The 24,813-nt window shown below is 69.2% G+C and carries 25 protein-coding genes and 2 tRNA genes; 13 read left to right on the top strand and 14 right to left on the bottom strand.

Annotated features, from left to right (window positions below):
* The first annotated feature begins 183 nt into the window (after positions 1-183).
* From BLW81_RS25155 to ilvC, 3 genes are all read left to right on the top strand, one after another.
* Positions 184-2,043, top strand: coding sequence for an acetolactate synthase large subunit (locus tag BLW81_RS25155; protein ID WP_083409548.1), 1,860 nt, complete (start codon positions 184-186; stop codon positions 2,041-2,043).
* Positions 2,040-2,546 (top strand): acetolactate synthase small subunit, encoded by a 507-nt coding sequence (gene ilvN / locus BLW81_RS25150; RefSeq protein ID WP_083409547.1) that lies wholly within the window; start codon positions 2,040-2,042, stop codon positions 2,544-2,546. Before BLW81_RS25155 ends, ilvN begins: the two co-directional genes overlap by 4 nt.
* Positions 2,547-2,608: 62 nt before the next feature.
* A complete protein-coding gene (ilvC, locus tag BLW81_RS25145; RefSeq protein WP_173839747.1) occupies positions 2,609-3,610 on the top strand; it encodes a ketol-acid reductoisomerase in 1,002 nt (333 codons plus the stop codon).
* 52 nt (positions 3,611-3,662) lie between these two features.
* Here ilvC and BLW81_RS25140 read toward each other — a convergent pair whose 3' ends face one another.
* Positions 3,663-4,094: a hypothetical protein gene (locus BLW81_RS25140; RefSeq protein WP_083409545.1), complete on the bottom strand. Its 432-nt coding sequence runs from the start codon at positions 4,092-4,094 to the stop codon at positions 3,663-3,665.
* A 134-nt stretch (positions 4,095-4,228) separates the two neighbouring features.
* On the opposite strand from BLW81_RS25140, the gene BLW81_RS25135 reads away from it, so the two are divergent.
* Both BLW81_RS25135 and idi read left to right on the top strand, forming a co-directional pair.
* Positions 4,229-5,065, top strand: coding sequence for a MerR family transcriptional regulator (locus BLW81_RS25135; protein ID WP_083409544.1), 837 nt, complete (start codon positions 4,229-4,231; stop codon positions 5,063-5,065).
* A gap of 55 nt (positions 5,066-5,120) precedes the next feature.
* A complete protein-coding gene (idi, locus tag BLW81_RS25130; protein WP_235632091.1) occupies positions 5,121-5,693 on the top strand; it encodes an isopentenyl-diphosphate Delta-isomerase in 573 nt (190 codons plus the stop codon).
* Here idi and BLW81_RS25125 read toward each other — a convergent pair.
* The 11 genes from BLW81_RS25125 to BLW81_RS25075 all read right to left on the bottom strand — a co-directional run bounded on the left by BLW81_RS25125 (position 5,659) and on the right by BLW81_RS25075 (position 15,307).
* Complete coding sequence (locus BLW81_RS25125) at positions 5,659-5,994, bottom strand: DUF3140 domain-containing protein (protein ID WP_083409543.1); 336 nt, start codon at positions 5,992-5,994, stop codon at positions 5,659-5,661. The two genes, idi and BLW81_RS25125, sit on opposite strands and share 35 nt — an antisense overlap.
* Before the next feature lie 8 nt (positions 5,995-6,002).
* Positions 6,003-6,212, bottom strand: a complete 210-nt coding sequence (locus tag BLW81_RS25120) for a hypervirulence associated TUDOR domain-containing protein (protein ID WP_083409542.1) — start codon at positions 6,210-6,212, stop codon at positions 6,003-6,005.
* A gap of 37 nt (positions 6,213-6,249) precedes the next feature.
* A complete protein-coding gene (locus BLW81_RS25115) occupies positions 6,250-7,257 on the bottom strand; it encodes a DUF5914 domain-containing Rieske (2Fe-2S) protein (protein WP_083409541.1) in 1,008 nt (335 codons plus the stop codon).
* Positions 7,254-8,771: an FAD-dependent oxidoreductase gene (locus BLW81_RS25110; protein ID WP_083409540.1), complete on the bottom strand. Its 1,518-nt coding sequence runs from the start codon at positions 8,769-8,771 to the stop codon at positions 7,254-7,256. The genes BLW81_RS25115 and BLW81_RS25110 overlap by 4 nt, the downstream gene beginning before the upstream one ends.
* The gene (locus BLW81_RS25105) at positions 8,768-9,556 is read right to left on the bottom strand and encodes a class I SAM-dependent methyltransferase (RefSeq protein WP_407662358.1); all 789 of its coding nucleotides are present in this window, start codon (positions 9,554-9,556) and stop codon (positions 8,768-8,770) included. The genes BLW81_RS25110 and BLW81_RS25105 overlap by 4 nt, the downstream gene beginning before the upstream one ends.
* A complete protein-coding gene (locus BLW81_RS25100) occupies positions 9,487-9,810 on the bottom strand; it encodes a lycopene cyclase domain-containing protein (RefSeq protein ID WP_083409538.1) in 324 nt (107 codons plus the stop codon). The genes BLW81_RS25105 and BLW81_RS25100 overlap by 70 nt, the downstream gene beginning before the upstream one ends.
* Positions 9,807-10,151 carry a lycopene cyclase domain-containing protein gene (locus BLW81_RS25095; protein ID WP_083409537.1) on the bottom strand — a complete coding sequence of 115 codons (345 nt, stop codon included), beginning with the start codon at positions 10,149-10,151 and terminating at the stop codon, positions 9,807-9,809. Before BLW81_RS25095 ends, BLW81_RS25100 begins: the two co-directional genes overlap by 4 nt.
* A 2-nt stretch (positions 10,152-10,153) precedes the next feature.
* Positions 10,154-11,101, bottom strand: coding sequence for a phytoene/squalene synthase family protein (locus BLW81_RS25090; protein ID WP_083409536.1), 948 nt, complete (start codon positions 11,099-11,101; stop codon positions 10,154-10,156).
* Positions 11,098-12,606: a phytoene desaturase family protein gene (gene crtI / locus BLW81_RS25085; protein ID WP_083409535.1), complete on the bottom strand. Its 1,509-nt coding sequence runs from the start codon at positions 12,604-12,606 to the stop codon at positions 11,098-11,100. The genes BLW81_RS25090 and crtI overlap by 4 nt, the downstream gene beginning before the upstream one ends.
* Positions 12,606-13,739, bottom strand: coding sequence for a polyprenyl synthetase family protein (locus tag BLW81_RS25080; protein WP_083409534.1), 1,134 nt, complete (start codon positions 13,737-13,739; stop codon positions 12,606-12,608). Before BLW81_RS25080 ends, crtI begins: the two co-directional genes overlap by 1 nt.
* Before the next feature lie 113 nt (positions 13,740-13,852).
* Complete coding sequence (locus BLW81_RS25075; protein ID WP_235632090.1) at positions 13,853-15,307, bottom strand: phytoene desaturase family protein; 1,455 nt, start codon at positions 15,305-15,307, stop codon at positions 13,853-13,855.
* 30 nt (positions 15,308-15,337) lie between these two features.
* On the opposite strand from BLW81_RS25075, the gene serA reads away from it, so the two are divergent.
* Together serA and BLW81_RS25065 are read left to right on the top strand one after the other, a co-directional pair.
* On the top strand, positions 15,338-16,924 hold the full coding sequence (gene serA, locus BLW81_RS25070) for a phosphoglycerate dehydrogenase (protein WP_083409532.1): 1,587 nt from the start codon (positions 15,338-15,340) through the stop codon (positions 16,922-16,924).
* Positions 16,921-17,931: a 3-isopropylmalate dehydrogenase gene (locus tag BLW81_RS25065; RefSeq protein WP_083409531.1), complete on the top strand. Its 1,011-nt coding sequence runs from the start codon at positions 16,921-16,923 to the stop codon at positions 17,929-17,931. The genes serA and BLW81_RS25065 overlap by 4 nt, the downstream gene beginning before the upstream one ends.
* On the opposite strand, the gene BLW81_RS25060 is transcribed toward BLW81_RS25065, so the two are convergent.
* Positions 17,922-19,109, bottom strand: a complete 1,188-nt coding sequence (locus tag BLW81_RS25060; RefSeq protein ID WP_083409530.1) for an MFS transporter — start codon at positions 19,107-19,109, stop codon at positions 17,922-17,924. The genes BLW81_RS25065 and BLW81_RS25060 overlap by 10 nt on opposite strands.
* Positions 19,110-19,224: 115 nt before the next feature.
* On the opposite strand from BLW81_RS25060, the gene BLW81_RS25055 reads away from it, so the two are divergent.
* From BLW81_RS25055 to BLW81_RS25040, 4 genes are all read left to right on the top strand, one after another.
* On the top strand, positions 19,225-20,013 hold the full coding sequence (locus tag BLW81_RS25055) for a fumarylacetoacetate hydrolase family protein (RefSeq protein ID WP_083409529.1): 789 nt from the start codon (positions 19,225-19,227) through the stop codon (positions 20,011-20,013).
* Complete coding sequence (gene gltX, locus BLW81_RS25050) at positions 20,010-21,485, top strand: glutamate--tRNA ligase (protein ID WP_083409528.1); 1,476 nt, start codon at positions 20,010-20,012, stop codon at positions 21,483-21,485. Before BLW81_RS25055 ends, gltX begins: the two co-directional genes overlap by 4 nt.
* A gap of 117 nt (positions 21,486-21,602) precedes the next feature.
* A tRNA-Gln gene (locus BLW81_RS25045) sits at positions 21,603-21,677 on the top strand.
* Between the two features lie 62 nt (positions 21,678-21,739).
* Positions 21,740-21,815 (top strand) — tRNA-Glu (locus BLW81_RS25040).
* Positions 21,816-21,862: 47 nt separating this feature from the next.
* On the opposite strand, the gene BLW81_RS25035 is transcribed toward BLW81_RS25040, so the two are convergent.
* On the bottom strand, positions 21,863-22,564 hold the full coding sequence (locus tag BLW81_RS25035; protein WP_083409527.1) for an IclR family transcriptional regulator: 702 nt from the start codon (positions 22,562-22,564) through the stop codon (positions 21,863-21,865).
* Between the two features lie 38 nt (positions 22,565-22,602).
* On the opposite strand from BLW81_RS25035, the gene leuC reads away from it, so the two are divergent.
* Together leuC and leuD are read left to right on the top strand one after the other, a co-directional pair.
* Positions 22,603-24,057: a 3-isopropylmalate dehydratase large subunit gene (gene leuC, locus BLW81_RS25030; RefSeq protein ID WP_083409526.1), complete on the top strand. Its 1,455-nt coding sequence runs from the start codon at positions 22,603-22,605 to the stop codon at positions 24,055-24,057.
* Positions 24,058-24,068: 11 nt separating this feature from the next.
* A complete protein-coding gene (leuD, locus tag BLW81_RS25025) occupies positions 24,069-24,662 on the top strand; it encodes a 3-isopropylmalate dehydratase small subunit (protein WP_083409525.1) in 594 nt (197 codons plus the stop codon).
* Positions 24,663-24,813: the final 151 nt, after the last annotated feature.

Here is a 24,813-nt window from a genome sequence, read left to right as displayed (position 1 = left end):
CCCTGGGGACGCTCGTAGTAATTGGGAAGCGCGTTGATGCGCTGGCCCACACTCGGGCATAGCCACCAGCATCGACGCGCGACCCTCGTACAGCAGCCCAGCTGACGGGGGTTTTTTCTTGCCCGACCACCGATTTGAGACCCTAGACACGGATCCGAAACAGGATTTAGGAGAACGAACACCGTGAGCGCACCCACAACACGACCGCTGGAGCAGGCGGTGGCGACCGTGCCCGACGACGGGCATGCGGGCCAGCCGCCGGCCAAATCAGCACCCGCGCCCGCCAAACGCGTTGCGCCCCAGCAGATGACCGGTGCGCAGGCGGTGATCCGGTCGCTGGAGGAGCTCGACGTCGACACGATCTTCGGAATCCCCGGTGGTGCCGTGCTGCCGGTCTACGACCCGCTGTTCGACTCCCAGAAACTGCGTCACGTGCTGGTCCGCCACGAGCAGGGCGCCGGTCACGCCGCCAGCGGCTACGCGCACGCGACCGGCAAGGTCGGCGTGATGATGGCGACCTCGGGTCCCGGCGCGACGAACCTGGTGACGCCGCTGGCCGACGCGCACATGGACTCGATCCCGGTGGTGGCGATCACCGGTCAGGTCGGTCGCGGCCTGATCGGCACCGACGCCTTCCAGGAAGCCGACATCTCCGGCATCACGATGCCGATCACCAAGCACAACTTCCTGGTGCGCAACGGCGACGACATCCCGCAGGCCATCGCCGAGGCGTTCCACATCGCGTCCTCGGGCCGGCCGGGCCCGGTGCTCGTCGACATCCCCAAGGACGTGCTGCAGGCGCAGTGCACGTTCAGCTGGCCGCCGCGCATCGACCTGCCGGGCTACAAGCCCAACACCAAGCCGCACAACCGCCAGATCCGCGAGGCCGCCAAGCTGATCGCCGCGTCGCGCAAGCCGGTGCTCTACGTCGGCGGCGGCGTGATCCGCGGCGACGCCAGCGCCGAGCTGCTCGACCTGGCGGAGCTGACCGGCATCCCGGTGGTCACCACACTGATGGCGCGCGGCGCGTTCCCCGACAGCCATCCGCAGAACATGGGCATGCCGGGCATGCACGGCACGGTGGCCGCGGTGGCCGCACTGCAGCGCAGCGACCTGCTGATCGCGCTGGGCACCCGCTTCGACGACCGGGTGACCGGCAAGCTGGAGTCGTTCGCACCGGACGCCAAGGTGATCCACGCCGACATCGACCCCGCCGAGATCGGCAAGAACCGCCACGCCGACGTGCCGATCGTGGGTGACGTCAAGGCGGTCATCGGCGAACTGATCGCGGCGCTGCGCCGCGACGGCACGTCGCTGACGATGGACAACTGGTGGGAGTACCTGCGCGGGGTGCAGGCGACCTACCCGCTGAGCTACGGACCGCAGAGCGACGGCAGCCTGTCCCCGGAGTACGTCATCGAGACACTGGGCAAGATGGCCGGGCCCGAGGCCGTCTACGTCGCGGGCGTGGGCCAGCACCAGATGTGGGCCGCGCAGTTCATCTCCTATGAGAACCCCAAGACCTGGCTCAACTCGGGCGGGCTGGGCACCATGGGTTTCGCGGTGCCCGCCGCGATGGGCGCCAAGTTCGGGCGCCCGGAGGCCGAGGTGTGGGCGATCGACGGCGACGGCTGCTTCCAGATGACCAATCAGGAACTGGCCACCTGCGCGGTCGAGGGCGCGCCGATCAAGGTGGCGTTGATCAACAACGGCAACCTGGGCATGGTGCGGCAGTGGCAGACGCTGTTCTACGAAGAGCGGTACAGCCAAACCGATCTGGCGACGCACTCGCGCCGCATCCCGGACTTCGTCAAGCTGGCCGAGGCGCTGGGCTGCGTCGGATTGCGTTGTGAGCGTGCCGAAGACGTCGAGGACGTGATCCGTCAGGCACGCGAGATCAATGACCGCCCGGTGGTCATCGACTTCATCGTCGGCGCCGACGCCCAGGTCTGGCCGATGGTCGCCGCGGGCACCAGCAACGACGAGATCCAGGCCGCGCGCGGTATCCGCCCGCTGTTCGACAACGAGGAGGGCCACGCATGAGCACCACCACGCACACGCTGTCGGTGCTCGTCGAGGACAAGCCCGGCGTCCTCGCGCGCGTCGCGTCGCTGTTCTCGCGGCGCGGGTTCAACATCCAGTCCCTGGCGGTCGGCGCGACCGAGCAGAAGAACATGTCGCGGATGACGATCGTCGTCAGCGTCGAGGAAGCGCCGCTGGAGCAGATCACCAAGCAGCTCAACAAGCTGGTGAACGTGATCAAGATCGTGGAGCAGGAAGAGGACAACTCGGTCGCGAGGGAACTGGCGCTGATCAAGGTGCGCACCGACGCGTCCACCCGCGGCCAGGTCATCGAGGCCGTGAACCTGTTCCGCGCCAAGGTCGTCGACGTCTCGACCGAGTCGTTGACGATCGAGGCGACCGGCACGCCCGAGAAACTCGAGGCGCTGCTGCGGGTGCTGGAGCCCTACGGAATCCGCGAGATCGTGCAGTCCGGCGTGGTGTCGCTGTCGCGCGGCCCCCGCGGCATCGGTACCGCCAAGTAAGCCCACACCGGGTGAGTAACCCCAAATCAGTGAGTAGATAAGGAAATTCAGTGGCAGTAGAGATGTTCTACGACGACGACGCGGACCTGTCGATCATCCAGGGACGCAAGGTCGGCGTCATCGGATACGGCAGCCAGGGTCACGCGCATTCGCTGAGCCTGCGCGACTCCGGCGTCGAGGTGAAGGTCGGGCTCAAGGAGGGTTCGAAATCGCGCGAGAAGGTCACCGAGCAGGGGCTCGAGGTCGACACGCCCGCCGAGGTCGCCAAGTGGGCCGACGTCATCATGCTGCTGGCGCCCGACACCGCGCAGGCCGAGATCTTCAAAAACGACATCGAGCCGAACCTCGAAGACGGCAACGCGCTGTTCTTCGGCCACGGCCTCAACATCCACTTCGGCCTGATCAAGCCGCCGGCCAACGTCACCATCGGCATGGTCGCCCCCAAGGGGCCCGGCCACTTGGTGCGTCGTCAGTTCGTCGACGGCAAGGGTGTGCCCTGCCTGATCGCGATCGACCAGGACCCCAAGAGTGAGGGCCAGGCGCTGGCACTGTCGTACGCCGCGGCGATCGGCGGCGCGCGTGCCGGTGTCATCAAGACCACCTTCAAGGAGGAGACCGAGACGGATCTCTTCGGCGAGCAGGCCGTGTTGTGCGGTGGCACCGAGGAACTCGTCAAGACCGGTTTCGAGGTCATGGTCGAGGCGGGCTACGCCCCGGAGATGGCGTACTTCGAGGTGCTGCACGAGCTCAAGCTCATCGTGGACCTGATGTACGAGGGCGGGATCGCGCGGATGAACTACTCGGTGTCCGACACCGCCGAGTTCGGCGGCTACCTGTCCGGCCCGCGTGTCATCGACGCCGACACCAAGAAGCGCATGCAGGACATCCTCAAGGACATCCAGGACGGCACCTTCGTCAAGCGGTTGGTCGCCAACGTCGAGGGCGGCAACAAGGAACTCGAGGGCCTGCGCAAGCAGAACGCCGAGCATCCGATCGAGGTGACCGGCAAGAAGCTGCGCGACCTGATGAGCTGGGTCGACCGGCCCATCACCGAGACGGCTTAATTGGCGATTTCGGTGCACTACCTGTCGCGGGGCGATCGGTAGTGCACCGAAATCACTCGTTGGGGCGGCGTTCGTGCCCGGGGCGACCCTGGGTGCGGCGCCGCTCCTTCATTTCCGACTCGAAGACGTGCCTGCGACCCTGCTGCAACTCGTCGCGCACCCGGCGCTCGTGGTCGCGGAACACCGACCAGTAGCTGTCGTCGAAATCCTCGACGATCTGGAACGTCCAGCGCCCGTAGAGCACATTGCGTCCGACGACCTCTTCCTCCAGCCGTTCGGCGATGCTGTCGTGGCCGGCCTCGCGCAGCTTGTCGCACGCCTCTCCGAGCAGCAGGTCGGCGCGACCCATCAGCTGGTGAAACGAGTACAGGTGTCCGCGGGCGCGTTCCACCCACTCCAACGCCTCCGACACCCCGCCGACGGCCTCGACCGTCGCGTCGTCGAGGCCCTCGGGGCGGCTGTGCTGTTCGTCTGTCTGGGTCATGGCTGACCTGTACCCGCTTCCGCCCGGGTTTCTATCCACAATGCGAATGTCCGCATCGATAGTGCATTGATCGGGTTTGCCTGCGGGTGCCGCGGTCTACTCTGTCCCCGTCGATACCGCCGTGAGCAGCCCCGATGTCCGACGCTGATCAGCCGAAGTACACGGTCCGCGTCGTGGCCGAACGCGTCGGCGTGCCGACCGCGACACTGCGCAGCTGGAGCCAGCGCTACGGTATCGGCCCGTCGCAACACACCCCGGGCACCCACCGGCTCTACAGCGAGAACGACGTCAAGGCCGTGCAGCGCATGCACGAGCTGATCCGCGACGGCGTCAGCCGCCGCAGCGCAGCCCAGCTGGCGGGCGAGTCCATCATGCCGCCGCGCGGGGACATCGACGCGCTGCTGACCGCCGCGCTCGACCTGAACTTGCTGTCGCTGGGCCGGCTGCTCGAATCCCATCTGCAGCACTTCGGCGTGCTCGACACCTGGGAGCTCGTCGTACGGCCCGCCTACGCAGCGATCGTGTCCCGCCAGGAGCAGCAGGGCGGCTGCGTCGACGTCGAACACGCGCTGTCGTGGGCGGTGGCGCGGACGTTGCAACGCGCGCCGCTGGCGCCGGCAGGAGCCGATACGTCGGTCGTATTGGCTTGCACCGCACGCGAAACGCACGTGTTGCCGCTGGAGGCGTTGCGGGCCGCGCTCGGTGAACGGGGCCACGGCGCGGTGATGCTCGGGGCCGACGTGCCCGCGTGGGCCATGATCGACGCGATCGCCCGGCTGACGACGCCGGTCACCGCGGTGTTGTGGTCGCACACCCGCGACACCGCCGACATCGACACCGTGCGCGCGGTGAGCAGGCACGCGCAGGTCCTGCTGGGCGGCCCCGGGTGGGACCACGTGCCGCAGCCCGCGCCGGGCGTGCGCGTGACCAGCCTGCGCGACGCGCTGCACCGGTGGGAGCGGTCGGCATGACCCGACGCCGGCATCATTTCGAATCGCCAATTGTGGGTATGTAGACGGGGTGTCTGTGACGACGACTGCAGCGACGGTGGCCACCGACGGCGAGTCCGTGATCCTGCTCGACGAGGATGGCCGCCCCATCGGCAGCGCCGCCAAGACGACGGTGCACCACGCGGCAACACCGCTGCACCTGGGTTTCTCGTGCTATCTGTTCGACAGCGACGGGCGTGTGCTGCTGACCCGCCGCGCGCTCGGCAAGCAGACCTGGCCCGGGGTGTGGTCGAACTCGTTCTGCGGGCATCCCGCACCGGGGGAGCAGGTCGACGAGGCGGTGCGGCGCCGCGCCCGTCAGGAACTCGGCGTGACCATCGAGGCGCCCCGGTGCGTGCTGCCCGATTTCCGGTATCGCGCGGTCGCCGCCGACGGCACGGTGGAAAACGAGATCTGCCCGGTGTTCGTGGCGCGCTGCGACACCGCGATCCAGGCCGACCCGTCGGAGGTCATGGAGTGGATGTGGGTGTCCTGGGATCAGCTGCGCTCAGCGGCCGGACTGCCGTGGGCGATCAGCCCGTGGGCGATGGAGCAGATCCCGCTGCTGGATGACGCTAGTCCTTTCGCGGATCGTGACCCCGGTTCATGAGCGAATACCGCCAGGCCGATTCGGTGGTGTTGCCCTGCGGTTTCTGCGCCAGGTGCCGGTGCGCGTAGCCGACCACCTTGCGCATGTGCGCGAAGTCGTCGTCGCTGAGATCTGACTTCTTCGTCCGCAACAACTCGATGATCCGCCGGCCGCTCGCGTGCCCGGTCGACTCGCCGTCACCGCACTTCTGGCCCACCTCTTTGGATTCGGGTGTGTCGAGCCACTTCTCGAGCTCGGCTGCCGTCATGTTGACGGTGTCCTTGAATTCGGCGTACGTGGTGTCGTTGTCCTGACTGCCCATCGGTGCCGCTACTTCTTCTTCAGCGATTCCGGTTTGTGGACGGCGTCGCGGCCGCTCTTGTCGCTGCGCACCCGGTACTGCGGATTGTCGGAATCCGCACGCACCGTGCGACCCGCGGCCTCGGTGTCCGAGGTGATCTTCTCTTCGACAGTTCCGGTGACGGTGCTGCCGTGGCTTTTCCACTGCACCTTGTCGCCCTTGCTGATGTCCTTGCTCATTGGGGGCGTATACCCGGGGCGCCTGCTGTGAAACGGGTTACGCCCGGGCGCGCATGCGGTAGAGCCGTTCGGCGTAGGCGAGATCGTCGCGCCACAGCCGGGTCGCCGCACTGCGCATCATCGGTGTGATCACCGCAGCGCCGCGCAGCGCGTGCACGAACCCGGGCCGGTCCGAATGCGCGATGACCGCTTCGATCACCGCGGTGCGCGGTAGCCCGTCGGGACCGGGACCCAGGGGAGTGGCGTGGGTTTCGACCACGCTGCCCGCGCCTTCGCCGTCGACGATGCGCATCACGATGGTGCGCGGTTCCGGCGCGGTGAACTCGGCGATCACCGGGACGCCGAGACGCCCGATGTGGAAGGTGACGGCGACGAGGAAGCGGTCTGCGTCCTCGGCGAGCTCGTCGTCGGCGGGCGGTGCCGACAGCACCTCGAGGCGGGCGAACGAGTACGGGTGAAACCAGGCGCCGTGCCACGGGTCGAGCCGGTTGGCGATCACGTCGGCCGGCTCGCACGTGCCGTCCAGCCGGGTCACCGCCGACAGCCGCACACCGTCCGGCCGCTTCGGCACTATCGGTTCATCCGTAGGGGTTTCGCCGCCCAGCCGGTCCAGCCGCACCCAGGCGAGCACACCGTCGTCGTGGGCGGGGTAGGCGCGCCAGCCCCAGGTGCGTCCGCCGTCGAAGCGCAGGCCGTGCCACGGGCAGATCAACACCCCGCACTCGACCGACCCGGTGGACAGGTCGGCGCCGAGATGCGGGCAGGCTGCCGGTCCGACGACCAGGGTGCCGTCGGCGGTGCGCCACGCGACCAGCTCGACACCGCCCACTGTCGCGGCGACCGGTTTCTTGCCGATGTCGTCGCTGGCCGCGAACACGTACCAGTTCCCGCTCGGCCTCCCCGCGGAACGGCGCAGCGCCGAGTTGATCAGCGCGGGTTCGGCATCGGCGTAGGTGGGCACCTGACCAGACCACGAGGTGCGCGGAAGCACCTCGAACGGCGAGGTTTTCGCGAACCGAGCGGTCAGTTCCTTCAACTTCTTCATCGGTGCTGCCTTTCGGCCAGTCGCCGCAGCGGTGCGAAGCGACCCTGGGTGGGCACGGTGTACAGGTCGTGTCCGGTGATGCCGAAGCGGCTGAGCAGCAGGTTGGCCGACGCCCACCCGGTGGTGGCGGCGCGTTCCATCAGCGCGACCGGCAGGTCGATGCGGACACCGTCGCCGGCGAGCGCGACGCCCGGAGTCGGGGTGGCCACCGGTGGGCGCGTGGCGAAGTCGCCGGGCGCGAACCGCGGACAGTCGTTGCGGCACAGCACCCGCTCGCCGACGATGTTGGCGTTCTTGGTCTCCGGGTAGAGCTCGTGCAGGCGCGGCAGCAGGCGGCTGGTCACATCGGCGACGCCGTCGGTGACCGCATACGAATGCAATTCGACCACCGAACCGCCGGTGCGCCGCGCCCAAGTGACCGCCTCGCGTTCGTATCTGTCGAGCACGCTGACATTGTCCAGCGGAGGCCGCCCGCCCGTCCCGAGAAACGCGGCGCGGTCCGGGTTCACGGGGCGGTCGAGCCACAGCCGCTGCACGACGAACGGCGCCGCGGTGCGCAGCGCGGCGATCCGCGACCGCCACGACGGGTCGCCGAGATCCGGCGACGCGGCGACGATGCGTTGCAGGCCGGCCACATCGGTGGCCAGCACCACGCCGTCGGCGGTGACGTCGTCGCCCGTGTCCGTCCCGACGACGAATCGCGATCCACCCTTTACGTCGGTGACCGAGACGCCGGTGTGCACGCGCACTGCCCGCGAATGGAGATAGTCCCGCAGCGGCCCCCACAGCGCGGCCTCGAAATTCGCGTTCGCCACGTCGAACACCAGGCCCTCGCTCGAACCCAGGAAGTATATGTGGAACATCGTCGCGAGCTCGGCTGCCGACAGGTCGGCCGGCTCGGAGAAGAAGCTGCGCGAGAACACCTCGAAAGCCAGATGCCGCGCCGCGGGCGGGAAGTTGATGTCGCGCAGGAACGTGTCGGCGTCGACATCGTCGAGCTCGGTGTAGATGCCCGGCACGCGCACCGCGGCCAGCGGCGCCGCCGCGCGGGCGTTGAGCTGCGCCAGGTCGCGCAGCCGGAAGGTGGGGCTGCGCAGCGCGAACGCCAGTGCGTTCAGCGGCGGTGTCTGCGGCAGCCCGCGGAACGTGTCGCGTCTGCCCTGCCCGTCGACCAGCGGGTAGTCCGGCACCGGCGTCAGCATTCCGAGCCCGGGATCGATGCGGCGCAACAGTTTTCGCAGGTTGTAGTACTGCCGGAAGAACGCGTGGAAGCCGCGGTTCATCGCCACCGCGGTGCCGTCCTCGAGCTGTTCGGTCCACCCCCCGACCCGCCCGCCGAGGTAACCCTCGCGCTCGAGCACGTCCACGGCCACCCCGCGTTCGGCCAGCCCGGTCGCCGCCGCCAGACCGGCGATCCCGGCGCCGACCACCACCACGCGGGGCCGGTCACGCAGCGCACCGGCGTCGGGCAGGCCCGGCGGCGCGGCGTGAACGACGCGACGCCGATCGGTCATCGCGGCGCCTCGGCCAGGAAGGTGTGCACGATGTTGCGCTGCCAGCCCGGCATGGTTTCACTACGCACCGCAGTGAACCCGGTGCGCTGCAACCGGTCCCGGAATCCGGCGGCGCCGTCGAACCGGTTGACGCTGCGCCGCAGATACCGGTACAGCGACGCATCGCCGCTGCGGATCCGCCCGCTCGGGATGATGATCGCGTAGCAGACCGCGTTCCACACCGCCGTGGCCAGCCGCGAGTCCCGCACCGAGTACTCGTGCACGGCCAGCGTCGCGCCGGGCCGCAGCAGTGAACGGAACTCGCGCAGTTGAGCATCGGCATCGGGCAGGTTGCGCATCAGGTAAGCGGCGAAGATACCGTCGAACGGGCCGGAGACGCCGGCATCGGCGAGGTCTTCGATCCGGCTGTGCACGAACCGAACCGACGTCGGCCATTGTTTGGCCCTGGCCTCGGCGAGCATGCCAGCCGAACCGTCGACGCCGATGATCTCGGCCTGCGGCGCCGCGGCGAGCAGCGCGGCCGTGGAGGCGCCGGTGCCGCAGCCGGCATCGAGCAGCCGCAGCCCGCGCCCCTCGTCGGGCAGCCGCATCCGCTGCGCGGAGATCCTCAGATGGTCGTGATAGCCGGGGTTGGCGTTGACCAGCGTGTCGTAGGCGTGCGCGCCCTCGTCGAAGGCGGCGGGCACATCGGCCGGGTCGCCGCTCGCGTTGACCGTCACGATTTTTCCTTCCTCACGACGCGCTGCCGCTCCCACAGCAGCAGGACCGCTGTCACCAACGCCCAGCCGAACAGAAAATCCTCGACGGGGATGTCGAAGGGGAATCGCACACCGGTGGTGTGCTGTTCGTCGTAGATCACGATGGGTGAGCTGAGCTTGGTCAACCACCCGTCTACGGGGATCTGGAAGCCCAGCACGATCGCGATCGACATCCAGTACGCGGTCTTGCGGAACAGGCCGGTGCGCAGAAAGCCCAACTCCCAGACACATACCGCGATCACCGCCAGCACGGCCGGGAGCGCGTATCCCAAGCCGCTCACGTGGTCTGCTCCGAGCGGTCCTTCGCCCGCTTCAGCCGGCCCAGGATGGTGCTGACGGCGTTGTAGGTCAGCAGCGCGCACAGCGGGATCACGAGGAAGAACAGCAGTTCCTCGATCGGCATCACGCCCAGGATGTCGGCGCCGGTGACGTAGCGCGGGTTGTAGGTCCAGACGTCGGCGACGATCGCGATCGCGTCCCACACCACGAACACCGCCGCCACCGGAAGGATCGCGCGTGCGGCGCGGCCCGCCTGCCGGTAGACCCCGGGTCCGAGAAGTTCCAGTGGCGCCGTCAGCGCGAGACAGGCGGCCAGTACGAGCAGGTACTGCCACTGGTCCATCGTCACGCCCCGTGATTCCGGCGCCGGGCGCCCCACGCCTTGAGCAGGCCGGCGCCGCCGACGCGGAGCCGGCGGCCGGTGCCGACGGTCGCGCGTTCGGTGAAGACGGCGAAGTCGATCTGCTCGATGCGGTCCAAGATCTCCGAGTACAGGGTCATCGCCACCGACACACACGGCCGCGAGCGTGGGCTGAGCTTCGAGATACCGTGCTGCGCATAGTCATACACGCGTCGTGTGATCGCGTGCTGTTCGACGAGCGCACGGCGCACCTTGGCGTCGGTGCGGCGGTTCTCGTGGCACCACATCAGCACGTCACGGTCGACGCCGTGGACGGCGAGCTCGTCGGCGGGCAGATAGACCCGGCCCCGTTCGAGGTCCTCGTCGATGTCGCGCAGGAAGTTGGTCAGCTGGAACGCCTTTCCGAGCGCGGCGGCGTAGGGCGCGGCCTCCTCGCGCGGTCCGACGGTCCCGAGCACCGGCAGCAGCTGCAGCCCGATCACCTCGGCCGAGCCGTACATGTAGCGGTCCAGTGCGCTGCGGTCCGGATAGTCGGTGACGGTCAGGTCCATCCGCATCGAACCGAGGAAGTCGTCGAACAGCTCCCATGGGATGCCGTAGCGGCGCGCGCAGTGCACGACGGCGGCCAGGGCCGGATCACCGTCGTCGCAACTGCCCTGGGCCAGGCGGTTGAACAGCTGGGTGGCCAGCCGCTGCAGCTGCTCGGCGCGTTCGGACATGCTGACGACGGGGTCGAAGTCGTCGAGGATGTCGTCGGCGCGGCGGGCGAACCCGTACAGGGCGTGCACCGCCGGACGCTGTTCGGGGGCAAGAAGTCTGGTGGCCAGGAAGAACGTCCGGCCATGTTCGGCGTTGATCGTGCGGCACCGCCGGTAGGCGTCGCGCAGCGCCGGGTCGTGTACGCCTGCGGCGTCGAGTTCGGATCCGATCATGGGGACACCACCTGGGTACGGGTCTGCCGGGTTGGCAGGCCGGTGATTCGGTCGGCGGCCAGCCGCCCGGAGAGCAGAGCGGTGGGCACGCCGACGCCGGGGACGGTCGACGAACCCGCCAGCACGACATTGGCGATGCCGCGCACGGTGTTGGCCGGGCGGAAGGGGCCGGTCTGACTGAAGGTGTGCGCCAACGCGAACGGCGTGCCCGCGGCCATGCCCTGGCGTGCCCAGTCCGCGGGGTCGACGACATGCAGCACCTCGGCGTCGGCGCCGAGCTGAGGCAACCGCGTGGTGACGTTGTCCATCATCTGCGCGACGTAGCTATCGCGGGTTACAGCCCAGTCGACCTGTCCGACATCGAGATTCGGGGCGGGCGCGAGCACGTAGAGCAGGTCGCGGCCCGGCGGTGCCAGCGACGGGTCGCCTGCGGTGGGCCGCGTCACCAGCAGCGACGGGTCGGCCATGACGCGGCCGTCGTCGATGATGTCGGTGAACGTCTGCTCCCACTGTTTGCCGAAGATGATGTTGTGGTGGTCGGTGTCGACGGCCGGGGCGCGGCAGCCGACGTGGGCGACGACGGCCGACGGCGCCGGCCGCAGCCGCAGCGCCCGTCGCGGCGTGCGGCCGAGCAGCCGGTACGTGTCGGGCAGTTCGGTGGTCAGCACGACGGTGTCGGCGGGGATGCGGTCGCCACCGTCGGTGCAGACGGCGGTGACCCGATCGCCCGCCCGCTCGAGCGCCGATACCGCTGAGCCGTAACGGAATTCGACACCCGCATCGGAGGCCGCCGCGGCCAGTGCGTCGGGCAGTGCCCGCATGCCGCCGCGCGGGAAGTACACCCCGGCGATGGTGTCCATATAGGCGATGACGGCGTACACCGCCAGCGCGCGGTGCGGCGGGACGCCGGCGTAGAGCGCCTGGAAGGTGAACACCCGCGCGAGGCGCTCGTCGGTGATGTAGCGGTGCACCATCTTGTTCCACCGGCGGAATCCGCCGATCGCGGCCAACCGCGCCAGCTGCGGGGTCACCAGCGACAGCGGCGAGTCGAAGTTCGCCGCGATGAACCCGTCGAACTCGACCTGATACAGCTTGGTCAGCCAGGCCCGCAGCCGCCGGTAGCCGTCGGCCTGGTCGGGTCCGGCGAACCGCTCGATCTCGGCGGCCATGGCGTCGGCGTCGCTGTGCACGTGCAGCGCACTGCCGTCGGCGAACGACGCGCGGTAGGCGGGGTCGACCTTGATGAGGTCGAGTCGGTCGCCGAGGGTTCCGCCGACGGCGGCGAACGCGTCGTCGATGATGTCGGGCATCGTCAGCACGGTCGGGCCGGTGTCGAGACGGTAGCCGTTGATGTCGGCGCGCCCCACCCGCCCGCCGGGATGCTGACCGCGTTCGACGACGGTGACGGTGCGTCCGCGCCCGGCCAGGTGCAGCGCGGCGGCCAGTCCGGACAGCCCGGCGCCGACCACGACCACTCGTTCGGTGCGCCCCTCGACGGTGCGCATCACGCGGCCCGCTCGGTGCAGGCGGCAGCCATGTCGGCCAGTGCGGAGCGCAGCGTCGCGTCGAAATGCCCGCCGTCGACCAGGTCCAGGGCGTGGGCCAGACGCGAATCGATAAGCTGTTCAACCCATTCCACCGCGCCGGTGGTCACGATGAGCGCGCGCCACTGCCGGAGGTCGGCGTCGTCGAGGTCGGGGGAGCTCATCAGTTGGGTGAGCCGGCGCCGGGTCGGGGTGTCGGCGAGCCGGTAGGCGGCCACCACCACGCTTGTCGCCTTGTGCTCGGAGAGGTCGCTCCCGGCCGGCTTGCCGGTGATCTCCGGGGATCCGAAGATGCCCAGCACGTCGTCGCGCAACTGGAAGGCCTCACCGACCGCTTCGCCGTAGCCGCCGAGCTGTTCGAGCACCGGAGGGGTGCACCCGGCCATCGCTGCGCCGATCTCCAGCGGCCTGCGCACGGTGTAGTTGCCCGACTTGCGGCGCAGCACATCGAGGACCTGGTCCAGCTCCGGGAAACCGGCGGCGTCGTTGACGAGATCTGCGAACTGCCCGACGGCGAGTTCGGTGCGCATCGCGTCGTACTGCGGCCACGCGCGCCCCAACGCCGCGGCGGGCACCCCGCTTTCGCGCATCATCCGCTCCGCCCACACCAGGCACAGGTCCCCGAGCAGCACGGCCGCGGCTTCGCCGAAACGGTCGGCCGAACCCGACAGCGCCCGCTCGCGATGCCAGTCGGCAAACCGCACGTGTGCCGCGGGGCGGCCTCTGCGCAGGGTGGCGCCGTCCATCACGTCGTCCTGCAGCAGCGCGAAGGTGTGCAGCAGTTCGAAACTGGCGGCCGCCCGCAGCGCGCAGACGTCGTCGGCGGCGCCGCACAGCCAGCCCAGGTACATGAAGGTCGACCGCACACACTTGCCGCCGTCGACGAACGAGGTCAGCACATCGGCGGCGGCGTCGACGCCCGCGCCGGCGAGGTCGTCGGCGCACCGGGTGCGGACGAAGTCGGCGAGGGCGGTCAGCACGGAGTCGCGCAGCGCGGCGCGCCACTCCGGGAAACCAGAGACCAGAAGCTCCGGAGTGGATGGGTGCGCTATTGCCAGCACCGGGGCGCTGGTGTGTCCGTTCAAACCGCTCAAACCGCTCAAGCAGCGACCCCTTCACTCGATGCGAGGCAAGTACCCCGTCTGGCTGCGCTCAACCCGGGTACCCGGAACTCGCGCAGTTATGCATCGAATCTGCATCGATAGGGTCAGGGCGTCAGCGAGGGCATCCTCTTGATGCCGAACTCGCGGCGCAGCACCGTGCGCGCGGCGAAGTAGCCGGCCATCCCGTGCACGCCACTGCCGGGTGGCGTCGCCGACGAGCACAGATAGGCCCGCGGGATCGGCGTGCTCCACGGATTGATCCGCGGCGTGGGTCCGGCCAGGGCGTGCAGCAGGGTGGTGCCGCCGACGCCGATGTCGCCGCCGACGAGGTTGGCGTTGTGCTCGGCCAGCCGCGCGGCGGGCACGGACCGGACGGCCACGACGACGTCACGGAATCCGGGCGCGAAACGTTCGAAGATGCGCATCACCCGGTCGGCCTGGTCCACCGTGGATCCCGACGGCACATGCGCGTAGGTCCACAGCGGGCGCCTGCCGTCGGCGTCGATGCGACTCGCGTCGGCCAGATGCGGCACGGCGGCGAGCACCATCGGCCACTCCGGGTGCCGGCCCGCCGCGATCTCCCGTTCGGCGTCGGCCATCTGCTCGCGGGTGCCGCCCATGTGCAGCGTCGGGGCGTTCGCCAGCCGCTCGTCCGACCACGGGATGTCGCCGCTCAGAACGAAGTCCACCTTCGCCACCCCGGGGCCGAATCGGTAGCGGCGCAACGCCTTTGCGTACCGCGGCGGCACGCGGTCGCCGTAGATGTTCAGCAGCGCGGTCGGGGCGGTGTCGTAGAGCGTGACCCCGGCGGGCGGTTCGGTCACTTCCTGTCCCGCGACGATGATGCCGCCGTGCGCGACGAGGTCGGCGGCCAACGCGTCGGCGATGGCTTGGCTGCCGCCGACCGGAATGGGCCAGCCGACGGTGTGCGCCAGCGTGGCGAGCATCAGCCCCGCGCCCGAGGACACCAGCGACGGCATAGGCGAAATCGCATGCGCGGCAACGCCGCTGAACAGTGCGCGGGCATCGGTGCCGGACAGGGTGCGCCACGCCGGGGTGCCCTGCTCGAGCAGCCGCAGCCCGATCCGCACGGCGGCGATCAGGTTGGCCGGGATCGAGCGCTTGTCGCCGAGCAGCAGGTCGACGACCGCGGCGTCGTCGCGCACCAGCGGTCCCAGCAGCCGCCGCCACGACCGGCCGTCGTCGAGTTCGGCTGCGGTCCGGTCGAGATCGCGGTAGCCGATCGCCGCGCGCGCCCCCGGCAGCGGATTGGCGTAGGACACCTCGGGCGTCTCCAGGCGCACCCCGCGCGCCGGCAGGTCGAACTCCGCAAGGAACGGCGAGGCCAGCGCCAGCGGGTGCACCGCCGAACAGATGTCGTGCGAGACGCCGGGGAACTCGGGGTCGGGCAGCGTGCGGGCGCCGCCACCGAGCGTCGGCTGGGCCTCGAACACCTGCACCGACAGCCCGGCTCGCGCGCAGACGACGGCAGCGGCCAGACCGTTGGGTCCACTGCCGACGACGGTGACATCCGCGTTGGCGGTTCTCCCACTGGCCACCGGACCATTCAAGCCCATTAGGCTGACCGCGTGAGTCTGCCCGTTGTATTGATCGCCGACAAACTGGCCGAGTCGACGGTCGCCGCCCTCGGCGACCAGGTGGAGGTCCGCTGGGTCGACGGCCCGGACCGCGAAAAGCTGCTGGCCGCGGTGCCCGAGGCCGACGCGCTGCTGGTGCGTTCGGCAACCACCGTCGACGCCGAGGTGCTGGCCGCCGCCCCCAAACTGAAGATCGTCGCCCGCGCCGGCGTCGGCCTGGACAACGTCGACGTCGAGGCCGCCACCGCCCGCGGCGTGCTGGTGGTCAACGCGCCCACCTCCAACATCCACAGCGCCGCCGAACACGCCCTGGCGCTGCTGTTGGCGGCGGCCCGCGAGATCCCGGCTGCCGACGCGTCGCTGCGCGCCAGGACCTGGAAGCGCTCGTCGTTCTCGGGCACCGAGATCTTCGGCAAGACCGTCGGTGTGGTGGGCCTGGGCCGCATCGGGCAGTTGGTGGCGCAGCGGCTGGCCGCGTTCGGCACCCACATCGTCGCCTACGACCCGTACGTCTCGGCTGCCCGCGCCGCCCAACTGGGCATCGAGCTGCTGACGCTCGACGAGCTGCTCGGGCGCGCCGACTTCATCTCGGTGCACCTGCCCAAGACGCCCGAAACCGCGGGACTGATCGGCAAAGAGGCGCTCGCCAAGACCAAGCCGGGGGTGATCATCGTCAACGCCGCGCGCGGCGGGCTGATCGACGAGGACGCGCTCGCCGACGCCGTGCGGTCCGGGCATGTGCGCGGAGCCGGGCTCGACGTGTTCGCCAAGGAGCCGACCACCGAGAGCCCGTTGTTCGACCTGCCGCAGGTGGTCGTGACGCCGCACCTGGGGGCGTCCACCGGCGAGGCGCAGGACCGCGCGGGCACCGACGTCGCGGCGAGCGTGAAGCTCGCGCTGGCCGGTGAGTTCGTGCCGGACGCGGTCAACGTCGGCGGCGGTGTCGTCGGCGAGATGGTCGCGCCGTGGCTGGACCTGGTCCGCAAACTGGGCCTGCTCGTCGGGGTGCTGTGCAGCGAGCTGCCGGTCTCGCTGTCGGTGCAGGTGCGCGGCGAGCTCGCCTCCGAAGAAGTTGAGGTGCTTCGACTTTCGGCGCTGCGCGGACTGTTCTCCGCCGTCATCGAGGATCCGGTGACGTTCGTCAACGCGCCGTCGCTGGCCGCCGAGCGCGGCGTCGAGGCCGACATCAGCACCGCCTCGGAGAGCCCGAACCACCGCAGCGTGGTCGACGTGCGCGCGGTCTACGGCGACGGCACCACCGCCAACGTCGCGGGCACGCTCACCGGACCGCAGCTGGTGGAGAAGATCGTCCAGATCAACGGCCGCAACTTCGATCTGCGCGCCGAGGGCGTCTACCTCATCGTCAACTACGTCGATCAGCCCGGCACGCTCGGCAAGATCGGCACCATCCTGGGGTCGGCGGGCATCAACATCCACGCCGCGCAGTTGAGCGAGGACGCCGAGGGCCCGGGCGCGACGATCCTGCTGCGCATCGACCGCGAGGTGCCCGCCGAGGTGCGCACCACGATCTCCGAGGAGGTCGGCGCCAAACTGCTCGAAGTGGTGGACCTGACGTGAAACTGGCGATCATTGCCGGTGACGGCATCGGACCCGAGGTGATCGGGGAGGCCGTCACGGTGCTCGACGCGGTGCTGCCCGGCGTCGACAAGACCGAATACGACCTCGGCGCACGGCGTTACCACGCCACCGGTGAGCTCCTCACCGAAGCGACCATCGAAGAGCTGCGCGGCCACGACGCGATCCTGCTCGGCGCGATCGGCGACCCCTCGGTGCCCAGCGGCGTGCTGGAGCGGGGCCTGCTGCTCAAACTGCGGTTCGCGCTGGACCACCACGTCAACCTGCGGCCGGGCCGGCTGTATCCCGGTGTGAGCAGCCCGCTTTCAGCGGTGTCCGACATCGACTTCGTCGTCGTCCGGGAGGGCACGGAGGGTCCGTACACCGGCAACGGCGGTGTGCTGCGCGCCGGCACCGCCCACGAGGTGGCGACCGAGGTCAGTGTCAACACCGCCTACGGAGTCGAGCGGGTGGTGCGCGATGCGTTCGCCAGGGCGCAGGGCCGGCGCAAACACCTGACGCTGGTGCACAAGACCAACGTCCTGGCGTTCGCGGGCGGCCTGTGGTCGCGCGTGGTCGCCGAAGTCGGCGCGGAGTTCCCCGACGTCGAGGTCGCCTACCAGCACATCGACGCGGCGACCATCCACATGGTCACCGATCCCGGCCGGTTCGATGTCATCGTCACCGACAACCTCTTCGGCGACATCATCACCGACCTGGCGGCCGCCGTCTGCGGTGGTATCGGCCTGGCGGCCAGCGGCAACATCGACGCCACCCGGATTAACCCGTCGATGTTCGAGCCCGTGCACGGCAGTGCGCCCGACATCGCTGGCCAGGGGATCGCGGACCCGACCGCGGCGATCATGTCCGTCGCGCTGCTGCTGGCCCACGTCGGCGAGGCCGACGCGGCCGCCCGCGTGGACAAGGCCGTCGAGCAGCACCTGGCGACCCGCGGCGACGAGAAGCTGTCTACGACGCAGGTCGGCGAACGGATCGCGGGCTACCTCTGAGTCGGGGAGTTCGCCGGCACCAGCGGAACCGCCAGCAGCGGTAGCACCGCGCTCGCCGCGAACGCCGCCGGATAGCCCGCCACGCCGATCAGCGCCCCGAACAGCGGGGCCGCCGCGGCCGAGGCAAGATGCTGGCTGGTGTTCTGTGTGCCCAGCGCGCGCCCGCTCCAGAACGGCCCGGCGATCTCGGCGATCGCGGTGAACGCCAACCCGTTGTCGGACACCGTGATCACCGAGGCGATCACCACCAGCGCGACACTGACCGGTGAACCCACCCAGTCGGAGAGCGCGAGCAGCGCCATTGACACCGCAGCCGCGGCGGCGATCCAGCGGATCGGTTTCAACCGCTCGCCGAGCCGGTCCGACCAATAGCCGGCCGCGATCCGGCCGGCGGTCCCGAACACCTGCGCCACCGTCACCACCGCGCCGGCCGACGCCGCCGACCAGCCGTGGTCGGTCATCAACCACACCAACGTGAAGGTCCACACGACTGCCTGCGGAACGACCAGCAGCACCGAGACCGCGTGGATGCGCAGCAGCAGCGCCGAACCGCGATAGGGGTTGGCCAGATGCTCGACGGGCGCCTCCGAGCGCGGCGGCCGGGGCGGGTCGACCACCGCGATCAGGCACACGACCGCCGAGACCGCGCACACCACCGCGGGGAACAGCAGCGCCGCCGACACGCCGTGGCTCTCGGCCAGCCGCGGAATCACCAAGGCGCCCAACCCGACTCCGAGCGGGGTGGCCGTCTGCCGGATGCCCATCACCAGGCCGCGCTGGTGCGGCGGAAACCAGCCGACGACGAGTCGACCGCTGGCCGAGTTGCTGCTCGCCGCAGCCATCCCGCCGAGCAGCAGGAACGCACCGACCGCGAACAGCGAGTCCGCCGCCGCGGCCGCGAACGCCGCGGCGGCGATCAGCGCCGAACCCACGGTCAGCACGAATCGTTCACCAACCCGGTCCACCACGTAACCCCACGCGATCAGCGTGAGAACCAGACCGAAGCTGGGCATGGCGGACAGCAGACCGGCCGCGGCCAGGTCGAGGCCGCGTTCGGTGTGCAGTGTGGGAATGAGGAAGGCCGCGCCGTTGATGAACACGTTGGCGCTCGTGGTGGCCGCCAACGCGATGCCCAGCATCGACCATCGCCGCACGGTGCCGATGGATTCGACGGTCATCGCACCATCGTGGCACAGGCGTCTCATAGTCCGAAACTTCGGTTTCATATAGTGAGACGAAGCCTCGAGGGGAGCGGTCGCAGCCGCGGACGACCGCGGCGATTAGGCTGACCGCATGCGCCTTGGCCGAATCGCCAGTCCCGACGGGGTCGCCTTCGTCAGCATCGAGGGCCCGCCCGACGATCCCACCCAGGCAGTCGCCCGCGAGATCGCCGAACATCCGTTCGGCACCCCGCAGTTCACCGGGCGACAGTGGCCGCTGGCCGACGTCCGGCTGCTGGCGCCGATCCTGGCCAGCAAGGTGGTCTGCGTCGGCAAGAACTACGCCGCACACATCGAGGAGATGGGCGGCGGCACATTCGACGACCCGGTCATCTTCATGAAACCCAACACCGCGATCATCGGGCCCTACGTGCCGATCCAGCTGCCCGCCGACGCCAATCCCGTTCACTTCGAGGGGGAACTGGCCGTGGTGATCGGGCGTCCGTGCAAGGACGTGCCCGCCGCGCGGGCGGCCGAGAACATCCTCGGCTACACGATCGGCAACGACGTGTCCGCGCGCGATCAGCAGCAGAAGGACGGTCAGTGGACCCGCGCCAAGGGCCATGACACGTTCTGCCCCATCGGGCCGTGGATCGTCACCGACCTCGACCCGGCGGACCTCGCGATCCGCACCGAGGTCAACGGCGCGGTCAAACAGGACAGCCGGACATCGAACATGATTCACGACGTGGGCGCCATCGTCGAATGGATCTCGCGGGTGATGACGCTGCTGCCCGGTGACCTGATCCTGACCGGCACCCCGGCGGGTGTCGGCCCGATCGAAGACTCCGACACCGTCAGCATCACCGTCGAGGGCATCGGAACCCTGTCGAATCCCGTTGTCCGCAAGGGGAAGTCATGAGTGACACCGTCCGGGTGCGGTTCTGCCCGTCGCCGACGGGCACGCCGCACGTCGGCCTCATCCGCACCGCGCTGTTCAACTGGGCCTACGCGCGGCACACCGGCGGGGCGTTCGTGTTCCGCATCGAAGACACCGACTCCGCGCGCGATTCCGAGGAGAGTTACCTCGCGCTGCTCGACGCGTTGCGCTGGCTCGGCCTGGACTGGGATGAGGGCCCCGAGGTCGGCGGCCCCTACGGGCCCTACCGGCAGTCCGAGCGGCTCGACCTGTACCGCGACGTGATCGACCGCCTCCTCGAGGCGGGGGAGGCCTACGAATCGTTCTCGACGGCCGAGGAAGTCGAGGCTCGGCACCTGGCGGCCGGACGCAACCCGAAACTGGGTTACGACAACTTCGACCGGGACCTGACCGACGAGCAGCGCGCGGCGTTTCGAGCCGAGGGGCGCGGCGCGGTGGTCCGGTTGCGGATGCCGGACAAGGACATCGGGTGGCGTGATTTGGTCCGCGGCGAGACGACGTTCCCGGCGGGCACCGTCCCTGATTTCGCGCTGACCCGCGGCACCGGGGAACCGCTGTACACGTTGGTCAATCCGGTCGACGACGCGCTGATGAAGATCACCCACGTGCTGCGCGGCGAGGACCTGTTGCCGTCGACCACCCGCCAGATCGCACTGTACGAGGCGCTGATCCGGATCGGCGTCGCCGAACGCATTCCCGAATTCGCGCATCTGCCAAGTGTTCTCGGCGACGGCAACAAGAAGCTTTCCAAGCGTGATCCGCAGTCGAACCTGTTCTTGCACCGCGACCGCGGGTTCATCCCCGAGGGGCTGCTGAATTACCTGGCCCTGCTGGGGTGGGGCATCGCCGAGGACCGCGACGTGTTCAGCCTCGAGGAGATGGTGGCCGCGTTCGACGTCGCCGACGTCAACTCCAACCCGGCGCGCTTCGACCAGAAGAAGGCCGACGCGCTCAACGCCGAACACATCCGGATGCTCGGCGAGCAGGACTTCACCGCCCGGCTGGCGGCGTATTTCGCGGCCCACGGCCACGACACCGGCCTCGACGACGCGCGGTTCGCCGAGGCGGCCGCGCTGGTGCAGACCCGCATCGTGGTGCTCGGCGACGCGTGGGATCTGTTGAAGTTCCTCAACGACGACGAGTTCACCCTCGACGAGAAGTCGGCGGCCAAGGAGTTGAAGGCCGGGGCCGTCGAGGTGCTCGACGCCGCGCTGGCCGCGCTGGACCACGTCGGCGAGTGGACCACCCCGGCGATCGAAGCGGCGCTCAAGGACGCGCTGCTGGAGAACCTGGGGCTCAAGCCGCGCAAGGCGTTCGGCCCGATCCGCGTCGCCGCCACCGGCGCCTCGGTCAGCCCGCCGCTGTTCGAATCGCTCGACCTGCTGGGGCGGGAGCGGAGCCTGGCCCGACTGCGGGCCGGCCGCGAGCACGCCGCCGCGGCGACGGAGGCGTGAAAATCGGCCCGCGAATCTTTGGTAGTCTGCACGTCGGCCCACACAACACGCGACGGGATCCACTCGCCGGGTGAGAAGGCCGAAAAAGGTCCGTGACCAGCGGTTACGGGTCGCCAATGGGGTATGGTGTAATTGGCAACACAGCTGATTCTGGTTCAGCCATTCTAGGTTCGAGTCCTGGTACCCCAGCCAACCACCGCGATTAGGCCGACAAATCTCCCTGAGATATGCTGGCCATCCGGAAAACAGTTCTAGCCCCCGTCGTCTAGCGGCCTAGGACGCCGCCCTCTCACGGCGGTAGCGTGGGTTCGAATCCCATCGGGGGTACCACCGGTCGCCACGAGACTGCGCACAGATCGCGCAGTCTCGAGTCGTTTCTACAACCGCCGGGTCAGCGCCTCCGCCGCGGCCAGCAGGTCGGCCGCCCACCGCGCGCCCGGCCGTCGGCCCATCCGGTCGATCGGGCCCGACACCGACACCGCGGCGATCACGGTCCCGCGGCCGTCGCGCACCGGCGCCGAGACGCTGGCCACACCCGGTTCGCGTTCGGCGGCGCTCTGCGCCCAGCCGCGTTTGCGGACCTCTGCCAGTGTGCGGTCGGTGAACTTGGCCGTCGGCAGCACCGCCTCCTGGGTGGCCGGGTCCGCATATGCCAGCAGGACTTTGGCGCCCGACCCGGCCGTCATCGGCAGCCGCGTGCCGACGGGCACGGTATCGCGCAGCCCGGCCGGTGGTTCCAGCGCCGCGACGCAGACCCGCGACGTCCCTTCCCGGCGGTAGAGCTGCACGCTCTCACCGGTGAGCTCCCGCAGCCGGGGCAGTACCACCGCACCCGCGGCCACCAACGGATCGTTGACGTGGCCGGCGAGTTCGGTCACCGCCGGCCCCAGCCGCCAGCGGCCGTCGCCGTTTCGGGTGAGCAGGCGGTGGACTTCCAGCCCCGCCGCCAGCCGGTGCGCGGTCGCGCGCGCCAGCCCGGTGCGCTCGCACAGTTCGGCCAGCCCGCAGGGAGAGTCGGCGACCGCGTGCAGCACGCCCACGGCTTTGTCCAGAACGCCGATGCCGCTATCCTGTCTCATAAGGAGATACTAGCGTCCCAGATTGTGAGATAGTGCGAATGTCCAGCGATGTGTCCAGCGCAGTCCGCGACAACAAGCCGCGCACCATGGCCGAGAAGGTGTGGGCCGACCATGTCGTCGTCCCGGGTGCCGGCGAGGGGTCGGCCCGCGAGCCCGACTTGATCTACATCGATCTGCATCTCGTGCACGAGGTGACCAGTCCGCAGGCGTTCGACGGACTGCGGTTGGCCGGGCGTCCGGTGCGGCGGCCGGATCTGACGATCGCCACCGAGGACCACAACGTGCCGACGATCGACATCGACAAGCCGATCGCCGATCCGGTGTCGCGCACTCAGGTCGAAACCCTGCGACGCAACTGTGAGGAGTTCGGCATCCGGCTGCATCCGATGGGCGATGCCGAACAAGGCATCGTGCACATCATCGGTCCGCAACTCGGACTGACCCAGCCCGGTATGACGGTCGTGTGCGGTGACAGCCACACCTCGACCCACGGCGCGTTCGGTGCGCTGGCGATGGGGATCGGCACCTCGGAGGTCGAGCATGTGCTCGCGACGCAGACGTTGTCGTTGCGCCCGTTCAAGACGATGGCGGTCAACGTCGACGGTGAATTGCCGCCCGGGGTCAGCGCCAAGGACATCATCCTCGCGGTGATCGCGAAGATCGGTACCGGCGGGGGACAGGGCCACGTCATCGAATACCGGGGTAGCGCCATCGAATCCCTGTCGATGGAAGGCCGGATGACGATCTGCAACATGAGCATCGAGGCGGGGGCGCGTGCCGGGATGGTCGCGCCCGACGACACCACGTTCGAGTTTCTGCGCGGCCGTCCGCATGCCCCGCAGGGCGCGCAGTGGGACGAGGCCGTCGCCGCCTGGCGGCGGTTGCGCACCGATGAGGGAGCCGAATTCGACACCGAGGTCTACCTCGACGCCGCCTCCCTCAGCCCGTTCGTGACGTGGGGCACCAACCCCGGTCAGGGCGTGCCGCTGGCGGATTCGGTGCCCGACCCCGAATTGATGTTCGACGACGGAGAGCGCCAGGCCGCCGAAAAGGCCCTGGCATACATGGACCTTCGTCCGGGTACGGCGATGCGGGACATCACCGTCGACACCGTGTTCGTCGGTTCGTGCACCAACGGCCGAATCGAGGATCTGCGCGTCGTGGCCGACGTGCTGCAGGGGCGCAAGGTCGCCGACGGCGTCCGGATGCTGATCGTGCCGGGATCCATGCGGGTCCGAGCCCAGGCCGAATCCGAGGGCCTCGGTGAGATCTTCACGGCGGCAGGCGCCGAATGGCGGCAGGCCGGATGCTCGATGTGCCTTGGGATGAATCCAGATCAGCTGTCGCCCGGGCAGCGTTGCGCGTCGACGTCCAACCGCAATTTCGAGGGCAGGCAAGGCAAGGGCGGCCGTACGCATCTGGTGTCGCCGGCCGTCGCCGCCGCCACCGCCGTTCGCGGCACGCTGTCCTCGCCCGCCGACCTGACCGCCTGAGGAGAAAGCTCATGGAACCCTTCCGCACCCACACCGGCATCGGTGTCCCGCTGCGCCGGTCCAATGTCGACACCGACCAGATCATCCCGGCGGTCTACCTGAAGCGCGTCACCCGAACGGGTTTCGAGGACGGTCTGTTCGCCGCCTGGCGCAACGACCCGTCGTTCGTGTTGAACCTGCCCCCGTTCGACAGGGGTTCGGTGTTGGTCGCCGGGCCAGATTTCGGCACCGGTTCCTCACGCGAGCACGCCGTCTGGGCGCTCATGGATTTCGGATTCCGGGTCGTGATCTCGTCGCGGTTCGCCGACATCTTCCGCGGCAATGCGGGCAAGGCGGGCCTTCTGGCGGCCGAAATCGCGCAAGATGATGTAGAAATTTTATGGAAGCTCATCGAGCAGCAGCCCGGCCTGGAAATCACTGTGAATCTTCAAGATCGAACGGTCTCTGCTGGAACGGTGATGGTGCCGTTCAGGATTGACGACTACACCGCCTGGCGGCTGCTCGAGGGACTCGACGATATAGGTCTTACGCTGCGGAAATGCGATGAAATCGCGGCCTACGAAGCGGCCAGGCCGGACTGGAAACCGCGGACGCTCCCGGCCTGATTTCGGCCGCCGGCGGGCCGAAATCGCCGTCTCGGAACCCCGTTTTCGGGGGTGCCCTCAGGAGGTCAAGGGGGGCAAGAAAGTTCGCTAGCTGCGCTTGAAACTGCGCGTGGCTCTTGGAAATCAATGGGGAATGGGTTTACCGTGTCCT

The sequence above is a fragment of the Mycolicibacterium rutilum genome (genome assembly GCF_900108565.1).
GTDB lineage: Bacteria > Actinomycetota > Actinomycetes > Mycobacteriales > Mycobacteriaceae > Mycobacterium > Mycobacterium rutilum.
This window is presented reverse-complemented; position numbering and strand designations above follow the sequence as displayed.